This window comes from Amycolatopsis sp. DG1A-15b (assembly GCF_030285645.1).
Taxonomy (GTDB): Bacteria; Actinomycetota; Actinomycetes; order Mycobacteriales; family Pseudonocardiaceae; genus Amycolatopsis.
Genome location: NZ_CP127296.1, coordinates 322,640 through 341,665, shown reverse-complemented (window position 1 = coordinate 341,665; position 19,026 = coordinate 322,640). Strand labels below are relative to the sequence as shown.

The 19,026-nt window shown below is 72.5% G+C and carries 15 protein-coding genes and 1 pseudogene; 6 read left to right on the top strand and 10 right to left on the bottom strand.

The features are described from left to right. Nucleotides 1-84: 84 nt before the first annotated feature. From QRY02_RS01570 to QRY02_RS01560, 3 genes are all read right to left on the bottom strand, one after another. The gene (locus QRY02_RS01570; protein WP_285989702.1) at nucleotides 85-843 is read right to left on the bottom strand and encodes a glucose 1-dehydrogenase; all 759 of its coding nucleotides are present in this window, start codon (nucleotides 841-843) and stop codon (nucleotides 85-87) included. Next, the gene (locus QRY02_RS01565; protein WP_285989701.1) at nucleotides 840-1,697 is read right to left on the bottom strand and encodes a 3-oxoacyl-ACP reductase; all 858 of its coding nucleotides are present in this window, start codon (nucleotides 1,695-1,697) and stop codon (nucleotides 840-842) included. Before QRY02_RS01565 ends, QRY02_RS01570 begins: the two co-directional genes overlap by 4 nt. Before the next feature lie 82 nt (nucleotides 1,698-1,779). Then, nucleotides 1,780-1,971, bottom strand: a complete 192-nt coding sequence (locus tag QRY02_RS01560; protein WP_285989700.1) for a ferredoxin — start codon at nucleotides 1,969-1,971, stop codon at nucleotides 1,780-1,782. A gap of 103 nt (nucleotides 1,972-2,074) precedes the next feature. Here QRY02_RS01560 and QRY02_RS01555 point away from each other — a divergent pair, with 103 nt between their 5' ends. Then, nucleotides 2,075-3,238, top strand: coding sequence for an acyl-CoA dehydrogenase family protein (locus QRY02_RS01555; protein ID WP_285989699.1), 1,164 nt, complete (start codon nucleotides 2,075-2,077; stop codon nucleotides 3,236-3,238). Between the two features lie 8 nt (nucleotides 3,239-3,246). Continuing rightward, nucleotides 3,247-4,269, top strand: a complete 1,023-nt coding sequence (locus QRY02_RS01550) for an acyl-CoA dehydrogenase family protein (protein ID WP_285989698.1) — start codon at nucleotides 3,247-3,249, stop codon at nucleotides 4,267-4,269. Here QRY02_RS01550 and QRY02_RS01545 read toward each other — a convergent pair. Continuing rightward, a complete protein-coding gene (locus tag QRY02_RS01545) occupies nucleotides 4,266-5,399 on the bottom strand; it encodes a serine hydrolase domain-containing protein (protein WP_285989697.1) in 1,134 nt (377 codons plus the stop codon). The two genes, QRY02_RS01550 and QRY02_RS01545, sit on opposite strands and share 4 nt — an antisense overlap. A gap of 162 nt (nucleotides 5,400-5,561) precedes the next feature. On the opposite strand from QRY02_RS01545, the gene QRY02_RS48545 reads away from it, so the two are divergent. After that, on the top strand, nucleotides 5,562-6,509 hold the full coding sequence (locus tag QRY02_RS48545) for a cold-shock protein (protein ID WP_353068601.1): 948 nt from the start codon (nucleotides 5,562-5,564) through the stop codon (nucleotides 6,507-6,509). Between the two features lie 231 nt (nucleotides 6,510-6,740). On the opposite strand, the pseudogene QRY02_RS01525 reads toward QRY02_RS48545, so the two are convergent. The 4 genes and pseudogenes from QRY02_RS01525 to QRY02_RS01510 all read right to left on the bottom strand — a co-directional run bounded on the left by QRY02_RS01525 (nucleotide 6,741) and on the right by QRY02_RS01510 (nucleotide 12,724). Beyond that, nucleotides 6,741-7,456: pseudogene (locus QRY02_RS01525) on the bottom strand (IS5 family transposase). Nucleotides 7,457-7,610: 154 nt separating this feature from the next. Continuing rightward, nucleotides 7,611-10,292 (bottom strand): bifunctional acetate--CoA ligase family protein/GNAT family N-acetyltransferase, encoded by a 2,682-nt coding sequence (locus QRY02_RS01520; protein WP_285989696.1) that lies wholly within the window; start codon nucleotides 10,290-10,292, stop codon nucleotides 7,611-7,613. Between the two features lie 2 nt (nucleotides 10,293-10,294). Then, nucleotides 10,295-11,464, bottom strand: a complete 1,170-nt coding sequence (locus QRY02_RS01515) for an acetoin utilization protein AcuC (RefSeq protein WP_285989695.1) — start codon at nucleotides 11,462-11,464, stop codon at nucleotides 10,295-10,297. A 414-nt stretch (nucleotides 11,465-11,878) separates the two neighbouring features. Then, nucleotides 11,879-12,724 carry a sulfurtransferase gene (locus tag QRY02_RS01510; RefSeq protein WP_285989694.1) on the bottom strand — a complete coding sequence of 282 codons (846 nt, stop codon included), beginning with the start codon at nucleotides 12,722-12,724 and terminating at the stop codon, nucleotides 11,879-11,881. Nucleotides 12,725-12,837: 113 nt separating this feature from the next. Between QRY02_RS01510 and QRY02_RS01505 the strand changes: the two genes are divergently transcribed. The 3 genes from QRY02_RS01505 (at nucleotide 12,838) to galE (ending at nucleotide 15,815) form a co-directional block, all read left to right on the top strand. Beyond that, nucleotides 12,838-13,554, top strand: coding sequence for an iron-dependent transcriptional repressor DtxR (locus QRY02_RS01505; protein WP_013224289.1), 717 nt, complete (start codon nucleotides 12,838-12,840; stop codon nucleotides 13,552-13,554). Then, entirely contained in the window at nucleotides 13,551-14,735 is a 1,185-nt protein-coding gene (gene galK, locus QRY02_RS01500; protein WP_285989693.1) for a galactokinase, read from the top strand. The genes QRY02_RS01505 and galK overlap by 4 nt, the downstream gene beginning before the upstream one ends. 99 nt (nucleotides 14,736-14,834) lie before the next feature. Further along, nucleotides 14,835-15,815 carry a UDP-glucose 4-epimerase GalE gene (gene galE / locus QRY02_RS01495; protein WP_285989692.1) on the top strand — a complete coding sequence of 327 codons (981 nt, stop codon included), beginning with the start codon at nucleotides 14,835-14,837 and terminating at the stop codon, nucleotides 15,813-15,815. Nucleotides 15,816-16,909: 1,094 nt separating this feature from the next. Here the strand turns inward: galE and QRY02_RS01490 are convergent. Together QRY02_RS01490 and QRY02_RS01485 are read right to left on the bottom strand one after the other, a co-directional pair. Then, nucleotides 16,910-17,962 (bottom strand): DUF4192 domain-containing protein, encoded by a 1,053-nt coding sequence (locus QRY02_RS01490; protein WP_285989691.1) that lies wholly within the window; start codon nucleotides 17,960-17,962, stop codon nucleotides 16,910-16,912. 203 nt (nucleotides 17,963-18,165) lie between these two features. Next, nucleotides 18,166-19,020, bottom strand: a complete 855-nt coding sequence (locus QRY02_RS01485) for a M23 family metallopeptidase (protein WP_285989690.1) — start codon at nucleotides 19,018-19,020, stop codon at nucleotides 18,166-18,168. Nucleotides 19,021-19,026: the final 6 nt, after the last annotated feature.

Genomic DNA, 19,026 nt, shown 5'->3' with positions numbered 1-19,026 from the left:
TCGCCGTTGACCTCCGAGTCTTCTCCACACCCGGCTACCGCGTTTCGTTAGCGGTGTTCACTCAAACTCTTCGGCAGTTCTCCTTCAGAAGTTGAGGGCGTGCGTCGCCGTCGCCCCGCCGTCCGCGACGAACTCGGCGCCCGTGCAGTACGCGCTCTCGTCGCTGGCCAGGAACAGCACCAGCTTGGCGATGTCTTCGGGCTGCCCGACCCGCCGCAGGGCGACCTTCTTCCCCACGTACGACATGTCGACTTTCTGGCCGCCCGCCGCGGTCTCGACCATCTTGGTGTCGATCGCCCCGGGGTGCACCGAGTTGACGCGGATGTGCTTCTTGCCGAGCTCCATCGCCGCGACCTTGGTCATCCCGCGGATCGCGAACTTGCTCGCGGTGTAGGCGACGAGGTAGGGCATCCCGGCCAGACCCTCCACAGAGGACACGTTGACGATGGAGCCACCGCCGGCGGCGGTCATCGGTTCAACGACCGAGCGCATCCCGAGAAACGCCCCGATCTGGTTCACCCGGATCACGCGTTCGTAATCGGCCAGCGTCGTCTGCGCGAGCTCCGAAAAGTGCAGGATGCCGGCGTTGTTGACCAGCACGTTCGGCGCGCCGAACTCCGTGGTCGCGCGCTCGACGGCGGCGGCCCAGCCGTCCTCGTCGCCGACGTCGAGGTGCTGGTAGACGGCCTGCTCGCCGAGGTCGGCGGCCAGCTGCTTGCCCTCGTCGTCGAGGATGTCGGCGATCACCACCTTGGCACCTTCGGCGACGAACGCGCGGGCGGCGGCCTCGCCCTGCCCGCGCGCGGCGCCGGTGATCAGGGCGATCTTCCCGTCCAGCCTCATGACTCTCCCAGGATCTCGGTGGCGGCGAACATCCGGCCGGGGTCGCGGTCGGCGAAGTAGGTGGTGAGAGACGTCTCGAGCTCGTCGAGCTTCCAGCGCTGCTCGATCCTCGGGGGCTCGACCAGCGCGACCGTGCCCCCGTGGACGACGAAGACCTGGCCGTTGACGTGCTCGGCCGCCGGGGAGGCGAGGTAGGCCACGAAGGGGGCGACGTGCTCGACCGAGAGCGGATCGGCACCCTCGGCGGGAGGAGCACCGAACACGCCCTCGGTCATCGCCGTCCGCGCGCGAGGGCAGATCGCGTTGGCGCGGACGCCGTACTTGGCCAGGCCGCGGGCGGCCGACATGGTGAGCGCGGTGATGCCCGCCTTCGCCGCGGCGTAGTTGGGCTGGCCCGGCGAGCCGATGAGGAACGCCTCGGACGCGGTGTTGACCAGCCGCCCGTACACCGGCGCGCCGTCCGCTTTGGACTTGTCGCGCCAGTGCTTCGCGGCGTTGCGCGACAACAGGAAGTGGCCGCGCAGGTGCACGCGCAGCACGGTGTCCCAGTCGTCGTCGGACATCGAGAACAGCATCTTGTCGCGCAGCACGCCCGCGTTGTTGACCACGATGTCGAGCCCGCCGAGATCGAGCGCGGCCTCGATGAGCGCGTCGGCCGTGGCCCGTTCGCCGACGTCGCCCGCGACCGCGACGGCTTTGCCGCCGGCCGCCTCGATCTCGGCGACGACGTCCTTCGGCTCGCCGATGTCGTTGACGACGACCGTGGCACCCTGGGCGGCGAGCGCGAGCGCTTCGGCCCGGCCCAGTCCCGCGGCAGCGCCCGTGACGATCGCCGTCCTGCCGGTCAAGCTCACCGCGGACCTCCTCGTCGAGTCCTGGATGTCGCGCCTACAGTAGAATCTGTTCTCGTTCAGGGCAAGCCCTGAGTGAACAGTGCTAACTGGCAATGAACAGCGCGTTCTTGGGGCAGCCCTTGACCGCACTCGAAACACGTTCTACCTGGTCGGCCGGCACCGGGCCCGGCTGGATCACCAGTTCTTCCTCGTCATCGAGGTCGAAGACGTCCGGGGCGAGCCCCACGCACACCGCGTTCGCCTCGCACAGCTGCCGGTCGACGCCGATCTCCATGCTTCCTCCGCCGCTCGAGCCCTGGTACAACTAGAACAGGTTCTACTGTAACGCCGGGAGCCGGTACGGCACCACAACGAGCCGGACCGGGTGGAGGTGACGGGTGCGGATCGACTACACGCTCCAGCAGCGCGCGCTGGCCGCGGAGCTTCGGGAGTACTTCGCCGAGCTGATGACGCCCGAACGGCGTGCGGGCCTCCGCTCGGGCGGCGGCGAGTACGGCGATGGCCTGGCGTACAAGGAGATCGTGCGGCAGCTGGGCAAGGACGGCTGGCTCGCGCTGGGCTGGCCGAAGGAGTACGGCGGCCAGGCCCGGTCGATGCTCGACCAGCTCGTCTTCACCGACGAAGCGGCCGTCGCCGGGGTGCCGGTCCCGTTCCTGACGGTGAACACCGTCGGCCCGACGATCATGCGCTACGGCACCGAAGAACAGAAGGCGTTCTACCTGCCGAAGATCGCCGCGGGCGAGCTGCACTTCTCGATCGGCTACTCCGAGCCGGAGGCCGGCACCGACCTGGCGTCGCTGCGGACGCGCGCCGAGCGCGACGGCGACGAGTACGTCGTCACCGGCCAGAAGATGTGGACCAGCCTGATCGAGTACGCCGACTACGTCTGGCTCGCGGTCCGGACCGATCCGGATGCGAAGAAGCACCGCGGGCTGTCGATCCTCATCGTGCCGACGTCCGCGGACGGCTTTTCCTGGACCAAGGTGCACACCGTGGCCGGCGCGGGCACCAGCGCGACGTACTACGACAGCGTGCGCGTGCCGGTTTCGGCGCGGGTCGCCGAGGAGAACGCGGGCTGGCCGCTGATCACCAACCAGCTCAACCACGAGCGCGTCGCGCTGACGTCGTCGGCGCCGATCCGCAAGGCCCTGGCCGACGTCACGGCGTGGGCGAAGGAAACCGGCGCCATCGACCACGAATGGGTGCGGGTGCACCTCGCGCGGGTGCACGCGGGTGCGGAGTACCTGAAGCTGCGGAACTGGCGGATCGCCTGGGCGGCCGCGGCCAGCGAGCTCGGCCCGGCCGAGGCGTCGGCGACGAAGGTGTTCGGCACGGAGTTCGCGATCGAGGCCTACCGGCTGCTGATGGAGGTGCTCGGCGCGGCCGCCGTCGTCCGCGAAGGCTCGCCGGGGGCGCTGCTGGCCGGGCGGATCGAGCGGCTGCACCGGTCGGCGCTGATCCTCACCTTCGGCGGCGGCACCAACGAGATCCAGCGGGACATGATCGCCGCCACCGCCCTCGGCCTGCCCGTCACGCGCTAGGAGCGACCATGGACTTCACCCCTTCCGAAGCGTCGGCCGACCTCGCCGCGCTGACCCGGCGGCTGCTGGCCGACAAGGCCACCCACGACCCGCACGGCACCGGCGGCTTCGACACGGTGGCGTGGACGGCGCTGGGCCAGGCGGGCGTGCTGGACGCGGCGCTCCCGTCGTCGCTCGGCGGCGGCGGGTTCGGGCTGCTCGAGCAGTGCGCGGTGCTGACCGAGATCGGCCGCGCGGTGGCGGCGGTCCCCTATCTCTCGTCGATCACCATGGCGGCGTCGGCGGTGGCGGAGTTCGGGCCGCCCGAGCTGGTCGACCGCTGGGTGCTGCCGGTGCTGCGCGGCGAGCGCGTCCTGGCCGTGGCCCTGTCCGGGTTCACGGCGTCGGACGGCCGGGTGTCCGGTGCGCAGACGGCGGTGCCGTTCGCGGCGTTCGCGCACGGGTTCCTGGTCGCCGCCGCGGACGAGGTCTTCCTGGTCGACGCGGCCGCGGCCGGGGTCTCGGTGCGGCCGCAGCAGACAGTCGACCACGCGGACGCCGGCCTGGTGGAGCTGGCCGACGTGCCCGGGGTGCCGCTGGGCGGCATCGGCGAGTGGCTGCGCCTGCGCGGGACGGTCGGGGTGTGCGCCCAGCAGCTCGGCGTGGTCGAGCGGGCGCTGGAGCTGACGGCGGCGTACGCGGCCGAGCGGAAGCAGTTCGACCACGTGATCGGCGGGTTCCAGGCGGTCCGCCAGCGGCTGGCGGACGCGTACCTGGACGTCGAAGCGGTTCGCCTCACGACGCTGCAGGCCGCGTGGCAGCTGACCTCGGAGGTTCCGGCCGCCGAAGCGGTGGCGACGGCGAAGTTCTGGGCGGCGGAAGCGGGCCACCGCGTGGCCCACACGGCGGTGCACGTCCACGGCGGCGTCGGCATCGACGTGGATCACGTGGTGCACCGCTACTTCACGGCGGCGAAGCGCCTGGAGTTCCAGCTCGGCGCGGCCACCCACCAGCTCCTCGCCCTGGGCGACCTCCTCGCGCGCCCCAGCTAGCTCGCCGCGTAGGTCCAGAACTCCTTCATCAGCGGGGTGGGCTCGGGACTGGTCAGCTCGACCTGGGTCAGCAGCACCGAGACCGTGCCCGTCGCCGGGATCAGGTGCAGCGCCGTTCCCGCGCCGCCGACCCAGCCGAAGCGGCCCGGGACCTCCCAGGGTTCCTTCGCGTCGACGTCGACCGAGCCGCCGAAGCCCCAGCCCTGGCCGTGCAGGAACGGCCGGCCCGCGGACCGCTGGGCCGGCGTCAGGTGGTCGGTGGTCATCCGGTGGACCGACTCCGGCGTCAGCAGGCGGTGGCTGCCCGCCGTGCCCTCGTCGCGCAGGAACCGCGCGAAGGCCAGCAGGTCGTCGGCCGTCGAGACGAGCCCGCCGGCCCCGGACGGGAACGGCGGCGGCACGCTCCACCGGCCCTCGGGCGAGTCGATCAGCCGCAATCCCTCCTCGCCGCGGCGGTAGGCGCTGGTGAACCGCCCGAGCGCCGCGGTCGGCACGGTGAACCCGGTGTCGGCCATGCCGAGCGGCTCGAACAACCGCTCCGCCAGGAACTCCGGCAGCGGGCGGCCGGCGACCCGGGCGATCAGCACGCCCTGCAGGTCCGAGCCGGTGTCGTAGAGCCACGCCTCCCCGGGCTGGTGCAGCAGCGGCACCTGCGCCAGCGCCGCCAGCCACTCGTCCGGCGACAGCGCCCGCGGGGACGCCGCCGGGTGACCCAGCACCTGCAGGAGCAGGTCGACCGCGGGCAGCGTCATGTCCTCGGCGAGGCCGTACCCGCAGCGGAAGGTGAGCAGGTCGGCCACCGTGATCGGGCGGGCGGCCGGCACGACGTCGTCGACCGGGCCGTCCGGCGTCCGGACGACCACCGGCGAAGCCAGCTCCGGCAGCCACCGCGAGATCGGGTCGTCCAGGGTCAGCTCGCCGTCGTCGACGAGCAGCAGGGTCGCCGCGGCGACGATCGGCTTGGTGAGCGACGCGATGCGGAACAGCGAGTCGCGCGCCATCGGCACGGTGCCCCCGGCATCGGCCGAGCCGGTGGCCGCGGCTTCGACCTGCTCGCCGCGGGCCACGAGTGCCACCGCGCCCGGCAGGTCGCCGAGGTGGCGGGTCAGCAGTTCGGTCAGCGAGGCCATGTCGGAACCTTAGACCTGGTCTCAAAACTCGGCGTGTCGCTAGGTGAACCAACGGCCCGCCCCTGGCTCCGCACCGCCCGCCTGTGGGGCCCGGCCCGACGGACCGGAGGTCTGTCAGAGAGACTGGGGGCCATTGCCCGCCCTCTCGACCTGGAGTCTTTGATGCCGCAAGGGACCGTCCGTTGGTTCGACGTCGAACGGGGTTTCGGCTTCCTCGCGCCCGAGGACGGCTCGCCGGACGTGTTCGTGCACGCCTCCGAGATCGTCGGGGACGGCGGCGCGAAAGTGCTCCGCGAGGGTCAGGCCGTCGTGTTCGAGGTGGGCGAGAACGACCGCGGGCCCCAGGCGCTGCGCGTTCGCGTCACCGCCGATGCGGCCACCGGCAGCGCCGTGGGCCTGCTCGGCACCATCAACTGGTACGAGCCGGGCAAGGGGTACGGCTTCGCGTCGCCGGACGGCGGCGGCGCCGACATCTTCGTGCACAGCTCCGCCATCGTGACCGGCGGCGTGGTCACCGAGGGGCAGCGGGTGGCCTTCCTGATCGTCGAAGGCGAGCGCGGCCCGCAGGCCGGGCACGTGATCCCGCTGGGAGCAGGGGCCGGCTCACCCGCTGCGGCTGGTATCGCGGACGGTGCCGACGGCACGGTGGCCTGGTACGACGAGGACAAGGGCTTCGGCTTCATCAACCCCGACTCCGGCGCCGGGGACGTCTTCGTTCACGCCCGGGCCCTGGCCGAGGGGCTGACGTGGCTCGCGGAGGGCGACCGCGTGGCCTACGAGGTGGCTAGTGGAGACAAGGGCCCGCAGGCCCGCGACGTGCACCTGGTCCGGGGCGCCGAGCCCCAGACGGCGCCGCAGCGGTCGGCACCTGCCGCGGCCGCAGGGCCGGCGGCGCGGGACGTGCCCGTACGAGGCGGCGAGGGCGTCGTCGCGCGCTACGACGCCGACCGCGGCTTCGGCTTCATCACCCCGGACGCAGGCGGCGACGATCTCTTCGCCCACGCGTCCGTGATCATGGGGTCGGAGCCGCTGCAGAAGGGTGACCGGGTCCGGTACACGGTGCGTCAGAGCGACCGGGGCCCGCAGGCCGACCGCATCGAACGCCTCTGAAGAGGCGGCCCCACCGATGGCTGATCACTTCCCGACGAGAGCGCTCGTTCATCCCCCGTCGATGGCGCCGTCAGCAACGCGGCTGCAGCCTCCTCCAGGAGATCGATCTCCCTCGTGGTGACGGGGGCCCCGTGCCGACCCGAGGACCTGCTCCGCGCTCAGAAGCTCACCAGTCACCCCCACCCAACGACACAGAGCTACCGATGTATCCCAAACGAGTGAATGGATGCGTTAGACCTGGTCGCAGAGCTCGATCTTTATGAGCCGGCGGACGTTGATCACGGTGCAGGCCAGCGTGAGTAGCGCCAGCGTGGTGCGTTCGGTCCGGTCGCAGCGCAGCCCGAGGCGTTTGAACCGCAGCAGCCAGGAGATGGTGCGTTCGACGACCCAGCGGACCCGGCCGAGGCGGGACTTGCCCTCAATCCCGCGCCGGGCGATACGGACCTTGATACCGCGGCGGGTCAGGTAGCGGCGGCAGCGGCGGTAGCCGTAGCCCTTGTCGGCGTGCAGCTTGTCCGGTCGGCATCGTGGCCGGCCCGCCCGGCCGTGGTGGCCGCGCACGGTCGGGTTCGTGTCCAGCAGCGGCTCGAACAGCATGCTGTCGGGGGTGTTCGCCGCCGACAACATGATGTGCAGCGGTAGCCCGTTCGCGTCGCACAGAACGTGGTACTCGGAGCCGGCTTTACCCCGGTCAGTGGGGCTGCGGCCGGTCAGCTCGCCCCCCTTTTCGACCGCACCGACACCGCGTCGATGCAGCCTCTGGTCCAGTCGAGCTCGTCGATGTTGGACAGCTCGTCGAGCACGAATAAGATCCCCTCTAGCGCGGCACGGTCATCGATCCGGGGCCGCCCACCCGGACCGCGCGGCGCTGGTCGGGACGGGATCAGGGGTTCGATCAGCTCCCAGAGCCGGTCTTCGACCCGCCGCTGCTGCGTCGTCTTCGCCACGACTGCCCACGATCGACGACCAGGACCGGCAGGTTACGCAGTGACACACCCTTAAGTTTTGAGACCAGGTCTTATTCGGCCGTCGGCCGGCGCGAGGTTCGCCTCGTGCGGGCGGGTGGCGATCCGTGGCGCCGTCCTGACCGGAACAAGGTTCTCAGTCCTGGGGGCTGATCGCGCGCAGCCGGCGCGGGCCGGTGTCGGGCCGGGACGGCGGTGCCCCCAGCACCAGGCGGGCGTTGGCGGCGAAGGCGCCGTCCGGCGAGGCCAGGATCGGGTCCAGCACCAGCGACCGCACCTCCGGGTTGTCCTCGGCCAGCGCGGCCACGCGCAGCACCATGTCCTGCAACGCGGCGAGGTCGGCCGGCTCGTCGCCGCGGTAACCGGTGAGCAGCGGCGCCGTCCGCGGCTCGCGCAGCAGCGTCGCGGCGTCGACGTCGGTGAGCGGCACGGCCCGGTAGGCGCGGTCGCCGAGCAGCGTGCTGACCAGCCCGGACAGCCCGAACGACACGAGCGTGCCGAACGACGGGTCGTCCTGCAACCCGATCACGCACGACAGGCCCTTGGGCGCCATCCGCTGGACGTACACCTCGTCGTCGCCGGAGACTTCGCGCAAGTTCCGGTAAGCCGTGCGCACCGAGTCTTCGGACGCCAGGTCGAGCCGGACCCCGGCCAGGTCGGGCCGCCCGCGCAGCCGTTCGTCGACCGCCTTGAGCGTCACCGGGTAGCCCAGCTCACCCGCCGCCGAAACCGCTTCGTCCACTGTGGACACGATGCGGAAGGGCACGATCTCGATCCCGTAGCAGTCCAGCAGGCGCACGACTTCGGCGTCCGAGAGCAGCGTCGTCTTGCCGCTGTCGGCCTCCAGGAGCTCGCGGACGATCACCTGCGCCTGTTCGGTGTGGATCCCCGAAGGGCGCACCAGCGCGCCCTGCGGGCGTTGCCGCCACGCCGCGTACCGGATGACCCGGGCGAGGGCGTTCACCGCGCGTTCGGGGCTCGGGTACGACGGGATCGACCCCCGCGTCGGCACGCCGTCGCCGGACAGGACCGCGAGTTCGTCCGGAACGCCTTCGGCGGCGAGGAACGTCGAGACGATCGGCTTGCGCTGCCCCAGTTCGACGACGGTCTCCCGCAGCGCCCGCGCGTACGCGGTGCCGGGGATCGCCACCGGCGGCGCGAACACGACGACGAGCGCGTCGGTCTCCGGCGAGGTGAGGGCCTCGCGGACGGCCTTGGCGAACTCCTCCGGCCCGGCCTGCGGGCCGACGTCCACCGGGTCCGACGCCAGCCGCAGGCCCTGCATCCGCGCGGTGTCGGCGGCCAGGAGCCCGATCGCGCTGGAGTTGCCGACGATGCCGACCCGCGGCCCGGCGGGCAGCGGCTGGTGGGCGAACACGAGCGCGGTGTCGAACAGCTGCGCCAGCGACTCGACGCGCACGACGCCGGCGTGCTCGAACAGCGCCTGGACACTGGCCTCGTCGATCTCCGTCGACGTCGCCGCCAGCTGCGGCCGGACCGCGTGCCGCCCCGACTTGACCGCGACGATCGGCTTCGTCCGGGCCAGCCGCCTGGCCAGCCGCGCGAACTTGCGCGGGTTGCCGAAGGACTCCAGGTACAGCAGCACCAGGTCGGTGTCCGGGTCGGTTTCCCAGTACTGGAGCAGGTCGTTGCCCGAGACGTCGGCGCGGTTGCCCGCCGAGACGAACGTCGACAAGCCGAGGCCGCGCGCTTCGGCGTCGGCGAGGATGGCGGTGCCCAGCGCACCGGACTGGCAGAAGAAGCCGGTGCGCCCGCGGCCGGGCAGCCGCGGCGCGAGCGTGGCGTTCAGCCGGATCCCGGGCGCGGTGTTGAGCACGCCGAGCGCGTTCGGGCCGACCACGCGCATGCCGTGCGCCCGGGCCTCGCCGACCAGCCGCAGCTCGGCGTGCAGGCCGCGCGGCCCGGCTTCGGCGAACCCGCTCGACAGGATCAGCAGCGTCTTCACGCCCTTCGCCAGGCAAGCGTCCAAAACGGACTCGACGGCCTCGGCGGGCACCGCGACGACGGCCAGGTCGACCGGGTCCGGGATGTCCAGCACCGACGGGTACGCGCGGACGCCCCGCACCGAGCGGTGCTCCGGGTTGACCGGGTAGACGGTGCCGGTGAACGCGGCGGCCAGCAGGTTCACGAAGGCGACGTGGCCGACCTTGCCCGGCTCGGCGGACGCGCCGATCACCGCGACCGACGACGGGTGCAGCAGGTTGTGCACACTGCGGGCCTCGGCCGCCTGCTCGCGGGAGCGCGCGACGGCGAGGGACTCCTCGGTGGGGTCGATGTCGAACTCCAGGTGCAGCACGCCTTCCTCGATCTCGCGGCTGACCTGGTAACCGGCGTCGCGGAAGACCCGCACCATGGCGGCGTTCTCGGCGAGCACCTCCGCGACGAACCGGCGCAGCCCGCACTCCGACGCGGCCGCGGCCAGGTGCTCCAGCAGGATCGAGCCGAGCCCGCGGCCCTGGTGCACGTCGCTGACGACGAAGGCGACCTCCGCCGACGGCCCGTGGTCGAGCCGTTCGTACCGGCCGACGGCCACGATGTCGTCACCCAGGAAGGCGGCGAACGCGACCCGGTCGTGGTGGTCGACGGTGGAGAAGCGCTTCAGGTCCTTCTCCGGGATGCGCGGATAGGCGCCGAAGTAGCGGAAGTAGCGGGTGCGCTCGGAGAGCTTCGCGTGGAAGGCGACGAGACCGTCGGCGTCGGTGGGCACGACCGGGCGCAGGTGGACGGTGCCGCCGTCGGACAGCACGACGTCGGCCTCCCAGTCGCGGGGGTAGTCGAAGGGGTCTCGTCCGGCCATGGTCAGTCCCTGGGGTCGTCCGGATCGAGGCCGTGCAGCGGGAAAACGGCGCGGCGCGTGTCCCGGACGGCGATGTCGACGGGATCGTCCTCGCCGTCACCCCACGGCTTGAACCCGGTGTCGCGGTCGTCGGTCATCGCCCGCGGCAGCTCGGCCTGCGGGGCAGCCTTGCCGACGGTGGCGACCCACCCGGGCGGCAGCGGCGTCGCCGGGTCGACGTCCCGGTCGAGGACGGTGGCGATCAGGTGCGTCCACGACCGCGGCACGACCCGGATCAGCTGGTACCCGCCCCCGCCGACGGCGATCCACTTGCCGCCGGCGTAGGTCTCCGCGAGGTCGCGGAGGGTGGCGTAGATGGTGCGGTGCCCGTCGACGCTGAGCGAGAGGTCGGCGAGGGGGTCTTCTTCGTGGGAGTCGACACCGCACTGGGTGAACAGCAGCTGCGGTTCGAAGTCGGCGAGCAGCGAGGGGACGACGGCGTTGAAGGCCCGCAGCCAGCCGGGGTCCCGGGTGCGCGGCGGCAGCGGCACGTTGACGGAGGTGCCGTCGGCCTTCCCGCGGCCGGTCTCGGCGGAGTAGCCGGTGCCGGGCCAGAGCGTGAAGGGGTGCTGGTGCATCGAGATGGTGAGGACGCGCGGGTCGTCGTAGAAGGCGGCCTGGACACCGTCGCCGTGGTGGACGTCGGTGTCGATGTAGGCGATGCGGTCGAAGCCGTGGTCGAGCAGCCAGGAGATGGCGACGGCACAGTCGTTGTAGACGCAGAAGCCGGCGGCCTGGTCGCGCATGGCGTGGTGCAGGCCCCCGGCGATGTTGACGGCGCGGCGGGCTTCCCCTTCGGCGACCTTCCGGGCGGCGAGCAGCGTCGACCCGACGACGAGGGCGGAGGCGTCGTGCATGTCGGAGAAGACGGGGTTGTCGGAGGTCCCGAGCCCGTGCCCGACATCCCACCCGACCAGCGGCGCCTCCCGCACGGCGGCGAGGTACTCGGGGGCGTGGACGCGGAGGAGTTCTTCGTCCCCGGCACCGGTCGGGACGAGCAGTTCGACGTCGTCGAGCACGCCGAGCTCGGTGGCCAGCCGGACGGTGAGCTCCAGCCGGACGGGATTGAAGGGGTGATCCCCACCCAGGTCGTAACCCAGCAGGGCACGGTCCCAAACAACGGCCGGCGACATACCGCCCGACTCTAGTGCCGATCGGGTGGATCCGTGGACTGGACTGGACTGGTTCGCGCCGCGGGTGCGACAGCTCCCGACCGGGACCCGGTGGTCGCCCGGCTGCGTGTGCTGGGCGCCCGCCCGGTGACGTGCGACCTGCGCGGCCGGGGCGCGGCTTGGCGGGCCCGCCAAGCCGCCGCGGCTCAGCCCGGCGGGGTGGCGGTTGCCACTGGGGCGGAGCCCGCGACGCTCAACCCGGCAGGGTGCCGTCGCCGCCAGCCAAACCGCCGCGGCTCAGCCCGGCAGAGTGGCCGTTGCGACTGGGGCGGAGCCGCCGGGGCTCAACCCGGCAGGGTGCCCGTCGCCGCCGGCCAAACCGACGCGGCTCAGCTCGGCAGGGTGGCCGTTGCCACTGGGCGGAGCCGGCGCCGCTCAGCCTGGCAGGGTGCCCGTCGCCGCGGGGCGCTGTGGGTTGCGGGACCAGTGGGACCAGGAGCCCGCATACAGGCCCGCGCCCGGGTGGCCGGCCAGCTCCAGGGCCAGGACCACCGAGCTCGCCGTCACCCCGGAGCCGCAGTAGGCGCCGACCGGCTCGCCCGGGCGCAGGCCCAGGCCCGCGAACCGCTCCGCCAGCTCGGCCGGTGGCCGCCAGCGGCCGTCCGGGCCGAGGTGGGCCGAGAACGGGGCGTTCACCGCTCCCGGGATGTGGCCGGCCCGGGGGTCCACCGGCTCCGTCTCGCCCGCGTACCGCGGGGTTGCGCGGGCGTCGAGGAGCAGGCCGTCGCGGGCCAGGGCGGCCGCTTCGTCCGCGTCCAGGACCGGCATCCCTCCCGGGCGGACCGTGATGTCGCCCGGTTCCGGCCGGGCCTCCTCCGTGCTCACCGGGTGCCCCTCGGCCGCCCACGCCGCGTAACCGCCGTCGAGGATCGCAACCTCCTCGTGGCCCGCCCAGCGCAGGAGCCACCAGGCCCTCGCCGCCACCGAGCCGTCCGCGTCGTCGTAGGCCACCACCGGGGTACCCGTCCGGATGCCGGCCGCGCGCAGGTCGCGCTGCAGATCGGCCGGGTCGGGCAGGGGGTGCCGGCCGCCCTCGCCCGGTTTGCCGGCGAGCACGCTGTCGAGGTCGGTGAACACCGCGCCGGGCACGTGACCCTCGCGGTAGGACTCGGCGCCGGGCGGACCGGCGAGCCGCCAGCGGACGTCGAGGACCACGGGGCGGTCCCCGGCCGGGCCGGACAGCGCGGCGGCGAGGTCGGTGGTGCTGATCAGCGGACGCATGCCTCCCATCTTCCAGCGGCCGCCCGCCCGGCCGCGCCGGGGTGCGGACATATCCCCCACCGGCGAGTTGTTACCCCCGAGGCCCGCCGCCGCTGCCGGGGTCAACGACTACGATGAGCAACGCGGACGAAGGGGACAGCGTGAACGATCTCATCGACACCACCGAGATGTACTTGCGTACCATCTACGAGCTCGAAGAAGAAGGTGTCGTTCCGCTGCGCGCCCGCATCGCCGAGCGCCTGCAGCAGAGCGGCCCGACCGTGAGCCAGACCGTCGCCCGGATGGAGCGCGACGGCCTCGTCGTGGTCGCCGACGACCGGCACCTCCAGCTCACCGACCACGGCCGGGAACTGGCCATCGCCGTGATGCGCAAGCACCGCCTCGCCGAGCGCCTCCTCGTCGACGTGATCGGGCTCGAGTGGGAGCACGTGCACAACGAGGCCTGCCGGTGGGAACACGTGATGAGCGAGGCCGTCGAGCGCAAGCTGGTCAAGCTGCTCGACCACCCGACCACCTCCCCGTACGGCAACCCCATCCCCGGCCTGGACAAGCTGGGCGACGGCGACCCCGCGCCGCCCGCGGAGGCCGACCTGGTCCGGCTCGACGAGTTCGCCCGCACCGGCGGCGGCCGCGTCGAGATCCGGCGCATCGCCGAGCACGTCCAGCTGGACGAGTCGCTGATGACCGAGCTCAAGTCCGTCGGCATCGTGCCCGGCGGCACGGTCACCGTCGGCAAGGCCACCGGCGGCACCATCGAGGTCACCGGCGGGGACACCACCGCCCAGGTCGCCAGCTCCGCGCTGCACGCCGTCCTGGCGCAGGCCCGATGAGCCCCGCTACGGACGCCGCGGCGGCGTTCCACACGATCCACGGCACCGCACCGGCCGGCGTCTGGTCGGCGCCCGGCCGCGTCAACCTGATCGGCGAGCACACCGACTACAACGACGGCTTCGTGCTGCCGTTCGCCCTGCCCCACCGGCTGGCCGCGGCGGCTTCGCCCCGCGAAGACGGCGTGCTGTCCGTGGCCACCCTGGGCGACGACGGCCAGCTCCAGCGCTCCGGCGAGCTCAAGATCGCCGACCTGGCGCCGGGCACCGTCGACGGGTGGGCCGCGTACCCGGCGGGCGTCGCGTGGGTGCTGCGCGACCAGGGCTTCGCGAACGGGGCCGACCTGGTCATCGCCGGGGACGTGCCGTCGGGGGCGGGGCTGTCCTCCTCCCACGCGCTCGAGTGCGCGGTGTCGCTGGCGCTGCTGGGGCTGGCCGGCCTCGAGCTGGACGGCAGCCGCACCGACGTCCCGACGCGGCCCCAGGTCGCGCGGTGGGTGCAGCGGTCGGAGAACGACTTCGTCGGCGCCCCCACCGGCCTGCTCGACCAGACGGCTTCCCTCTGCTGCACCGAGTCCCACGTGCTGTTCCTCGACGTGCGGTCGGGCGAGCAGGAGCAGGTGCCGTTCGGCCTCGCCGAGGCCGGGCTGCAGGTGCTGATCATGGACACCCGCACGAAGCACTCGCACGCCGAGGGCGGGTACGGCGAGCGCCGCCGCGGCACCGAACGGGCGGCGGAGCTGCTCGGGGTGAAGGCGCTGCGCGACGTCACCAACGAAGGCCTTTCGGACGCGCTCGACCGGCTGCCGGAGGACCTGGTGCCGCTGGTGCGGCACGTCGTCACCGAGAACCAGCGGGTGCTCGACACGGTCGAGCTGCTGCGCGCCGGGCGGCTCGCCGACATCGGGCCGTACCTGGACGCCTCGCACGTGAGCATGCGCGACGACTACCGGATCTCCACGGCCGAGCTGGACCTCGCGGTCGACTCGGCGCGGGGGGCGGGCGCCCTCGGCTCGCGGATGACCGGCGGCGGCTTCGGCGGCTCGGCGATCGCGCTGGTCCGCGACGCGGACCTGGAGCGCGTCAAGGAGGCTGTCGAGGCGGCGTACGAGAAGGCCGGCTACCGGCGGCCGCGGATGTTCACGGCGGTGCCCTCCCGCGGCGCCGGCCGCGACGAGCTCTGACGCCGCGCGGGTCCGCCCGGGGCAACCCCCGCGCGGACCCGCGCGTCGGCTAGAGGGAAGACTGTGCAGCACAGTCACCCTCGGCAGGAAGGCCTGAATGTGTCGGAGCAGAGCAACGCCCTGAAGCTGGTCGTGACGGGCGGAGCCGGGTACGTCGGAAGTGTCTGCGCCGCCCGGCTGATCGAAGCCGGGCACCAGGTCACCGTCGTCGACGACCTGTCCACCGGGCACGCCGACGCCGTCCACCCGGACGCGCGGTTCATCGAAGGCGACGCCGCCGAAGTGGCGGGCAGCCTGCTGCGCGAAGGCTTCGACGGCGTGCTGCACTTCGCGGCCAAGTCGCTGGTCGGCGAGTCGATGACGGAGCCGGCGAAGTACTGGGAAGGCAACGTCGTCACCTCGCTGCGGCTGCTCGAGGCCATGCAGGAGCACGGCACGCCCCGGCTGGTGTTCTCCTCGACGGCGGCGACCTACGGCGAGCCGGAGCAGTCGCCGATCCCGGAGACGGCGCCGACCCGGCCGACCAACACCTACGGCGCGACGAAGCTCGCCATCGACGCCGCGATCACCAGCTTCGCCGGCGCGCACGGCCTGGCGGCGGTGAGCCTGCGCTACTTCAACGTCGCGGGCGCGTACGGCGCCTTCGGCGAGCGCCACACCACGGAAACCCATCTCATCCCTCTCGTCCTCCAGGTCGCCACGGGCGACCGCGAGCGCATCCAGATCTTCGGCGACGACTACCCGACGCCGGACCACACGGCGGTGCGCGACTACATCCACGTCGTGGATCTCGCGGACGCGCACCTGCTGGCGCTGAAGCACGCCACCGCGGGCGAGCACCGCATCTACAACCTGGGCAACGGCACCGGTTTCTCCGTTCTCGAGGTGATCGAGGCCTGCCGCGAGGTCACCGGCCACCCGGTGCCGGCGGCGGTGGCCCCGCGCCGCGCGGGCGACCCGTCGGTGCTCGTGGCGGCCAGCGACCGGGCCCGTGAGGAGCTGGGCTGGAAGCCGGAGCGGACCGACCTGGCCGGGATCGTGCGGGACGCCTGGGAGTTCACCCGGTCTCGGCGAGGCTGACCCGGTTCTGACCGACGGCGGGCGGCGGGCTCCTTGGCTGAGCCTGCCGCACCGTCGGATGGCCGGCTCCTGGTGGGGTTGGCACCGTTCTCGAGTTGTGGTGGGCCGCCGAGACTGGTCCATGGCCCCGCGCTTCGGATGCTTGGACCTGGATTGCCGCCGGCGCGGACCGACCTGGGACGGCTGAGGATTCACCCAGCCCGCGGGTAGATGAACCGAGCCGGAGTGGACCGACTTGGCCGGGATCGTGCGGGACGCGGACCGACTTGGGCCGGCTGAGGATTCACCCGGCCCGCGAGGAGCTGGACCGAGCCAGAACGGACCGCCTCGCCGGGATCGCCTACATCCACCCACTCACGGCGAAGTTGGCCGTTCCCTGACCGACGGCGGGCGGCGGGCTCCTTGGCTGGGCCTGCCGCGCCGCCGGATGGCCGGCTCCTGGTGGGGTTGGCACCGTTCTCGAGTTGTGGTGGGCCGCCGAGACTGGTCCATGGCCCCGCGCTTCGGGCTCCTTGTACCTAGGCGGAAGCCGACGCGGACCGACTTGGCGCGGCTGAGGATTCACCCGGCTCACGAGGAGCTGGGCTCGAGCCACAGCGGACCAACCAGGCCAGAACCGCCCGCAAAGCCCGGGAATCCACCCAGTCACGGTGAGGCCGAGCCCGCCCTGGCCCGACGGCGCTCGGCGCGCCGGGACCTGCGCCCCACCGCGCCGCCGGACGAGCTCGCCCCCGATCGCGGAGCTGAACCGGCTTCAAGGCCTGCGGACTGGTGTGACCGGCCCGCGACCCCGCGCTCCGAAGTCGGCCCGTGCTGAAGCGGACTGAGCCTGGTGCACAGGCCTGCGCCCCGGAATCGCCGGACTCAGGCAGCCCCGTAGCTGCCGACGCGAGGCTGGCCGGGCAAGCGTTCCGGATGATGGCCGAAGCCGGAGTGGGTCCGCGTCTCGAGGTGGTGCCTATCTCGTCCGGCCGCCGCCGGGCCAACCGGCCTGGATGTCCTCTGAGGACATCGAGCCGAGTCTGTGGCGGCCGGCAGTCGGTCCCAGTTCTGCGGGGCCTCGTATTGGTGGCCCGGCCGCCGGTCGTGGCGGCTCATGCCGCTTGGCCTATGTCGATGTCCGCGGGGCCCAAGCCGAAACCGGCTAGCGGGCCTGCTGCCGCCGCTGCCAAGCCGTGGATTACCTCCGGTGGTGTTCCGCTGTCCAGCACCCTTCTCAGCAACGACGCCAGCACGTGGCCCGGTGCCGCCTCCAGGGCGTTGTCCAAGGCCATGCCCGCGAATGCTCCGTCGCCGCGCAGGTAGGCCGAGAAGCCCAGCAGCGCCGCCGGTTCCGCTCTCTCCGGGGGTGGGATCTCGCGGACCAGCGTCAGCCAGAGGTGCTCGGCTTCGCGTGCTCCCGTGGTGGCCGGGGGTACCGCCATCGCCAGGCACAGGTCGCGGATGTCGGGCAGCTTCAACGCCTTTGCCAACAAAACCGCTTCTTCGTCCGTCGGTGGCCCGTCGCCGCGGCGCTGGCGGTCGAATGCCGCGCTGACCACCGATGCCGCGTCGTTGACGCGTGTTGCTTCGGGCCAGGGCGGGGATGCCAAGCGGGACAAGTGATCCGCGCGGCGGGCCAGTGCCTCCGGTGACCGAGGAGCCAGCAACTCCTCGAGCTCCTCGCGGCTGTCGAACGCCACCGTGCCGCACTCGGTCGCGGCCGCCGCCATGACCGTCGAGCGGGGGTCCGGCAATGTGCCCGCGCATTCGTCGTTGCGGTAACACGCCCAGGGTGCGCCCGTCCTGATGGCGGGCGTCCACAAGGCGTGCAGCACCGGAAGGCCGGAATCCTCCAGTACCCGCACCAGCTCGTCGAGGAAACCCGCGTGCGGTGGCGGCTTTCCGGGTCTTCGCCGGCCACCGACGATCACCAGGGTCAGGCCGACGTGGCAGCCTGCGGCGAACCGCTGCGCCAGCGCCCGCGCCTGGCGGGCGCGGTGTTCGCGGCGGGGCAGCTCGCCTCGCAGGATCAGACCTGGGGCGTTGCCCGGGTGGCGGTGGCCGAGCAGGACGACGGACTTCGCGGGCCGGAACCCGATCAGGTACGGGAGCGCGGTCAGCAGCTGCGCGGGGTCTCGGAGGTCGGGCGGGGTGGCTGTGGTCATGCCTCCACTGTGGGGCAGGCCGGGGCCGGATGGGGCGGTGGCGGGAAATCTGTGGATGGACGGGGCCGATGTGGACGGAACCCGCCCGGCGGCGGCCGGGCGGGGCGTTCCTGTCGGTGGGGCGGGCTATGCTGCCCGGCCCCACCGGCCGGACACGGATCGACTTGCGGGGTCCGCGTGGCGGAGCCCCGAACGTCACCCGGTCAGTCGCAGTGCTCGAACCCGCTCTCGTAGGTGTTGCTGCCCACCGAGCCGCCCCACTTCACGCAGGTCGAGTCGGCGGTCTTCTTGATCGGCCCGGCGTAGTAGGTGAAGCTGCCGGAATCGGTCGCCCGGGCCGCGCCTTGTACCTCGAGGAACGCCGAAACCGCACTGGCCGTGCCGAGCGAGGTGGCCTTCAACGTGGTCACGCAGTTCGCCTTGGTGGACGCGTTGTACAGCAGGTAAGCCGTGCCCGAGGAGTTGGCCAGCGCCTGCTGGTCCACGACCGAGAAGCCGTCGCCGCACACCTCTTCGGCGGAGTACGGGTTGCCGCCGCAGTCGTTCTTGCTCGTGAAGTTGGTGTGCGCGTAGTACGGCACGGCGGTGCCGTTCAGCTTCGCCTTCTGCACGATGCCGTTGAGCCGCTCTTCGAAGTGCAGGTGCGGGCCGGTGACGTTGCCGGTCGAGCCCGCGGTGCCGAGCTGCTTGCCGCCGATGACCGACTGCCCGACCGAAACGGACTGGGTCGACAGGTGCGCGTACCGGCTGCGCCAGCCGCTACCGTGGTCCACCTCGATCCACCGGCCGTAGCTATCGCTGCCCTCGTTCTCGACCCGTGTCACGGTGCCGGAAGCCGAAGCCAGCACGGGCATCCCGGTGATGCCGGACTTCTGGAAGTCGACCGAGTACTCCGGGCTGTGGCCGCTGAACGTGGCCGCGTCCACCGTGACGCCGCACTTGAACGGCACCTGGAAGTTCGGCGCGGCCGAGGCGGTCGCCTGGCCGGCGAGGGTGAGGCCGAGCGCGGGCAGCGCCGCGGCGGCGGCGAGCAGGGCGAGCCGTCGCAACCTGGACATGGGGGA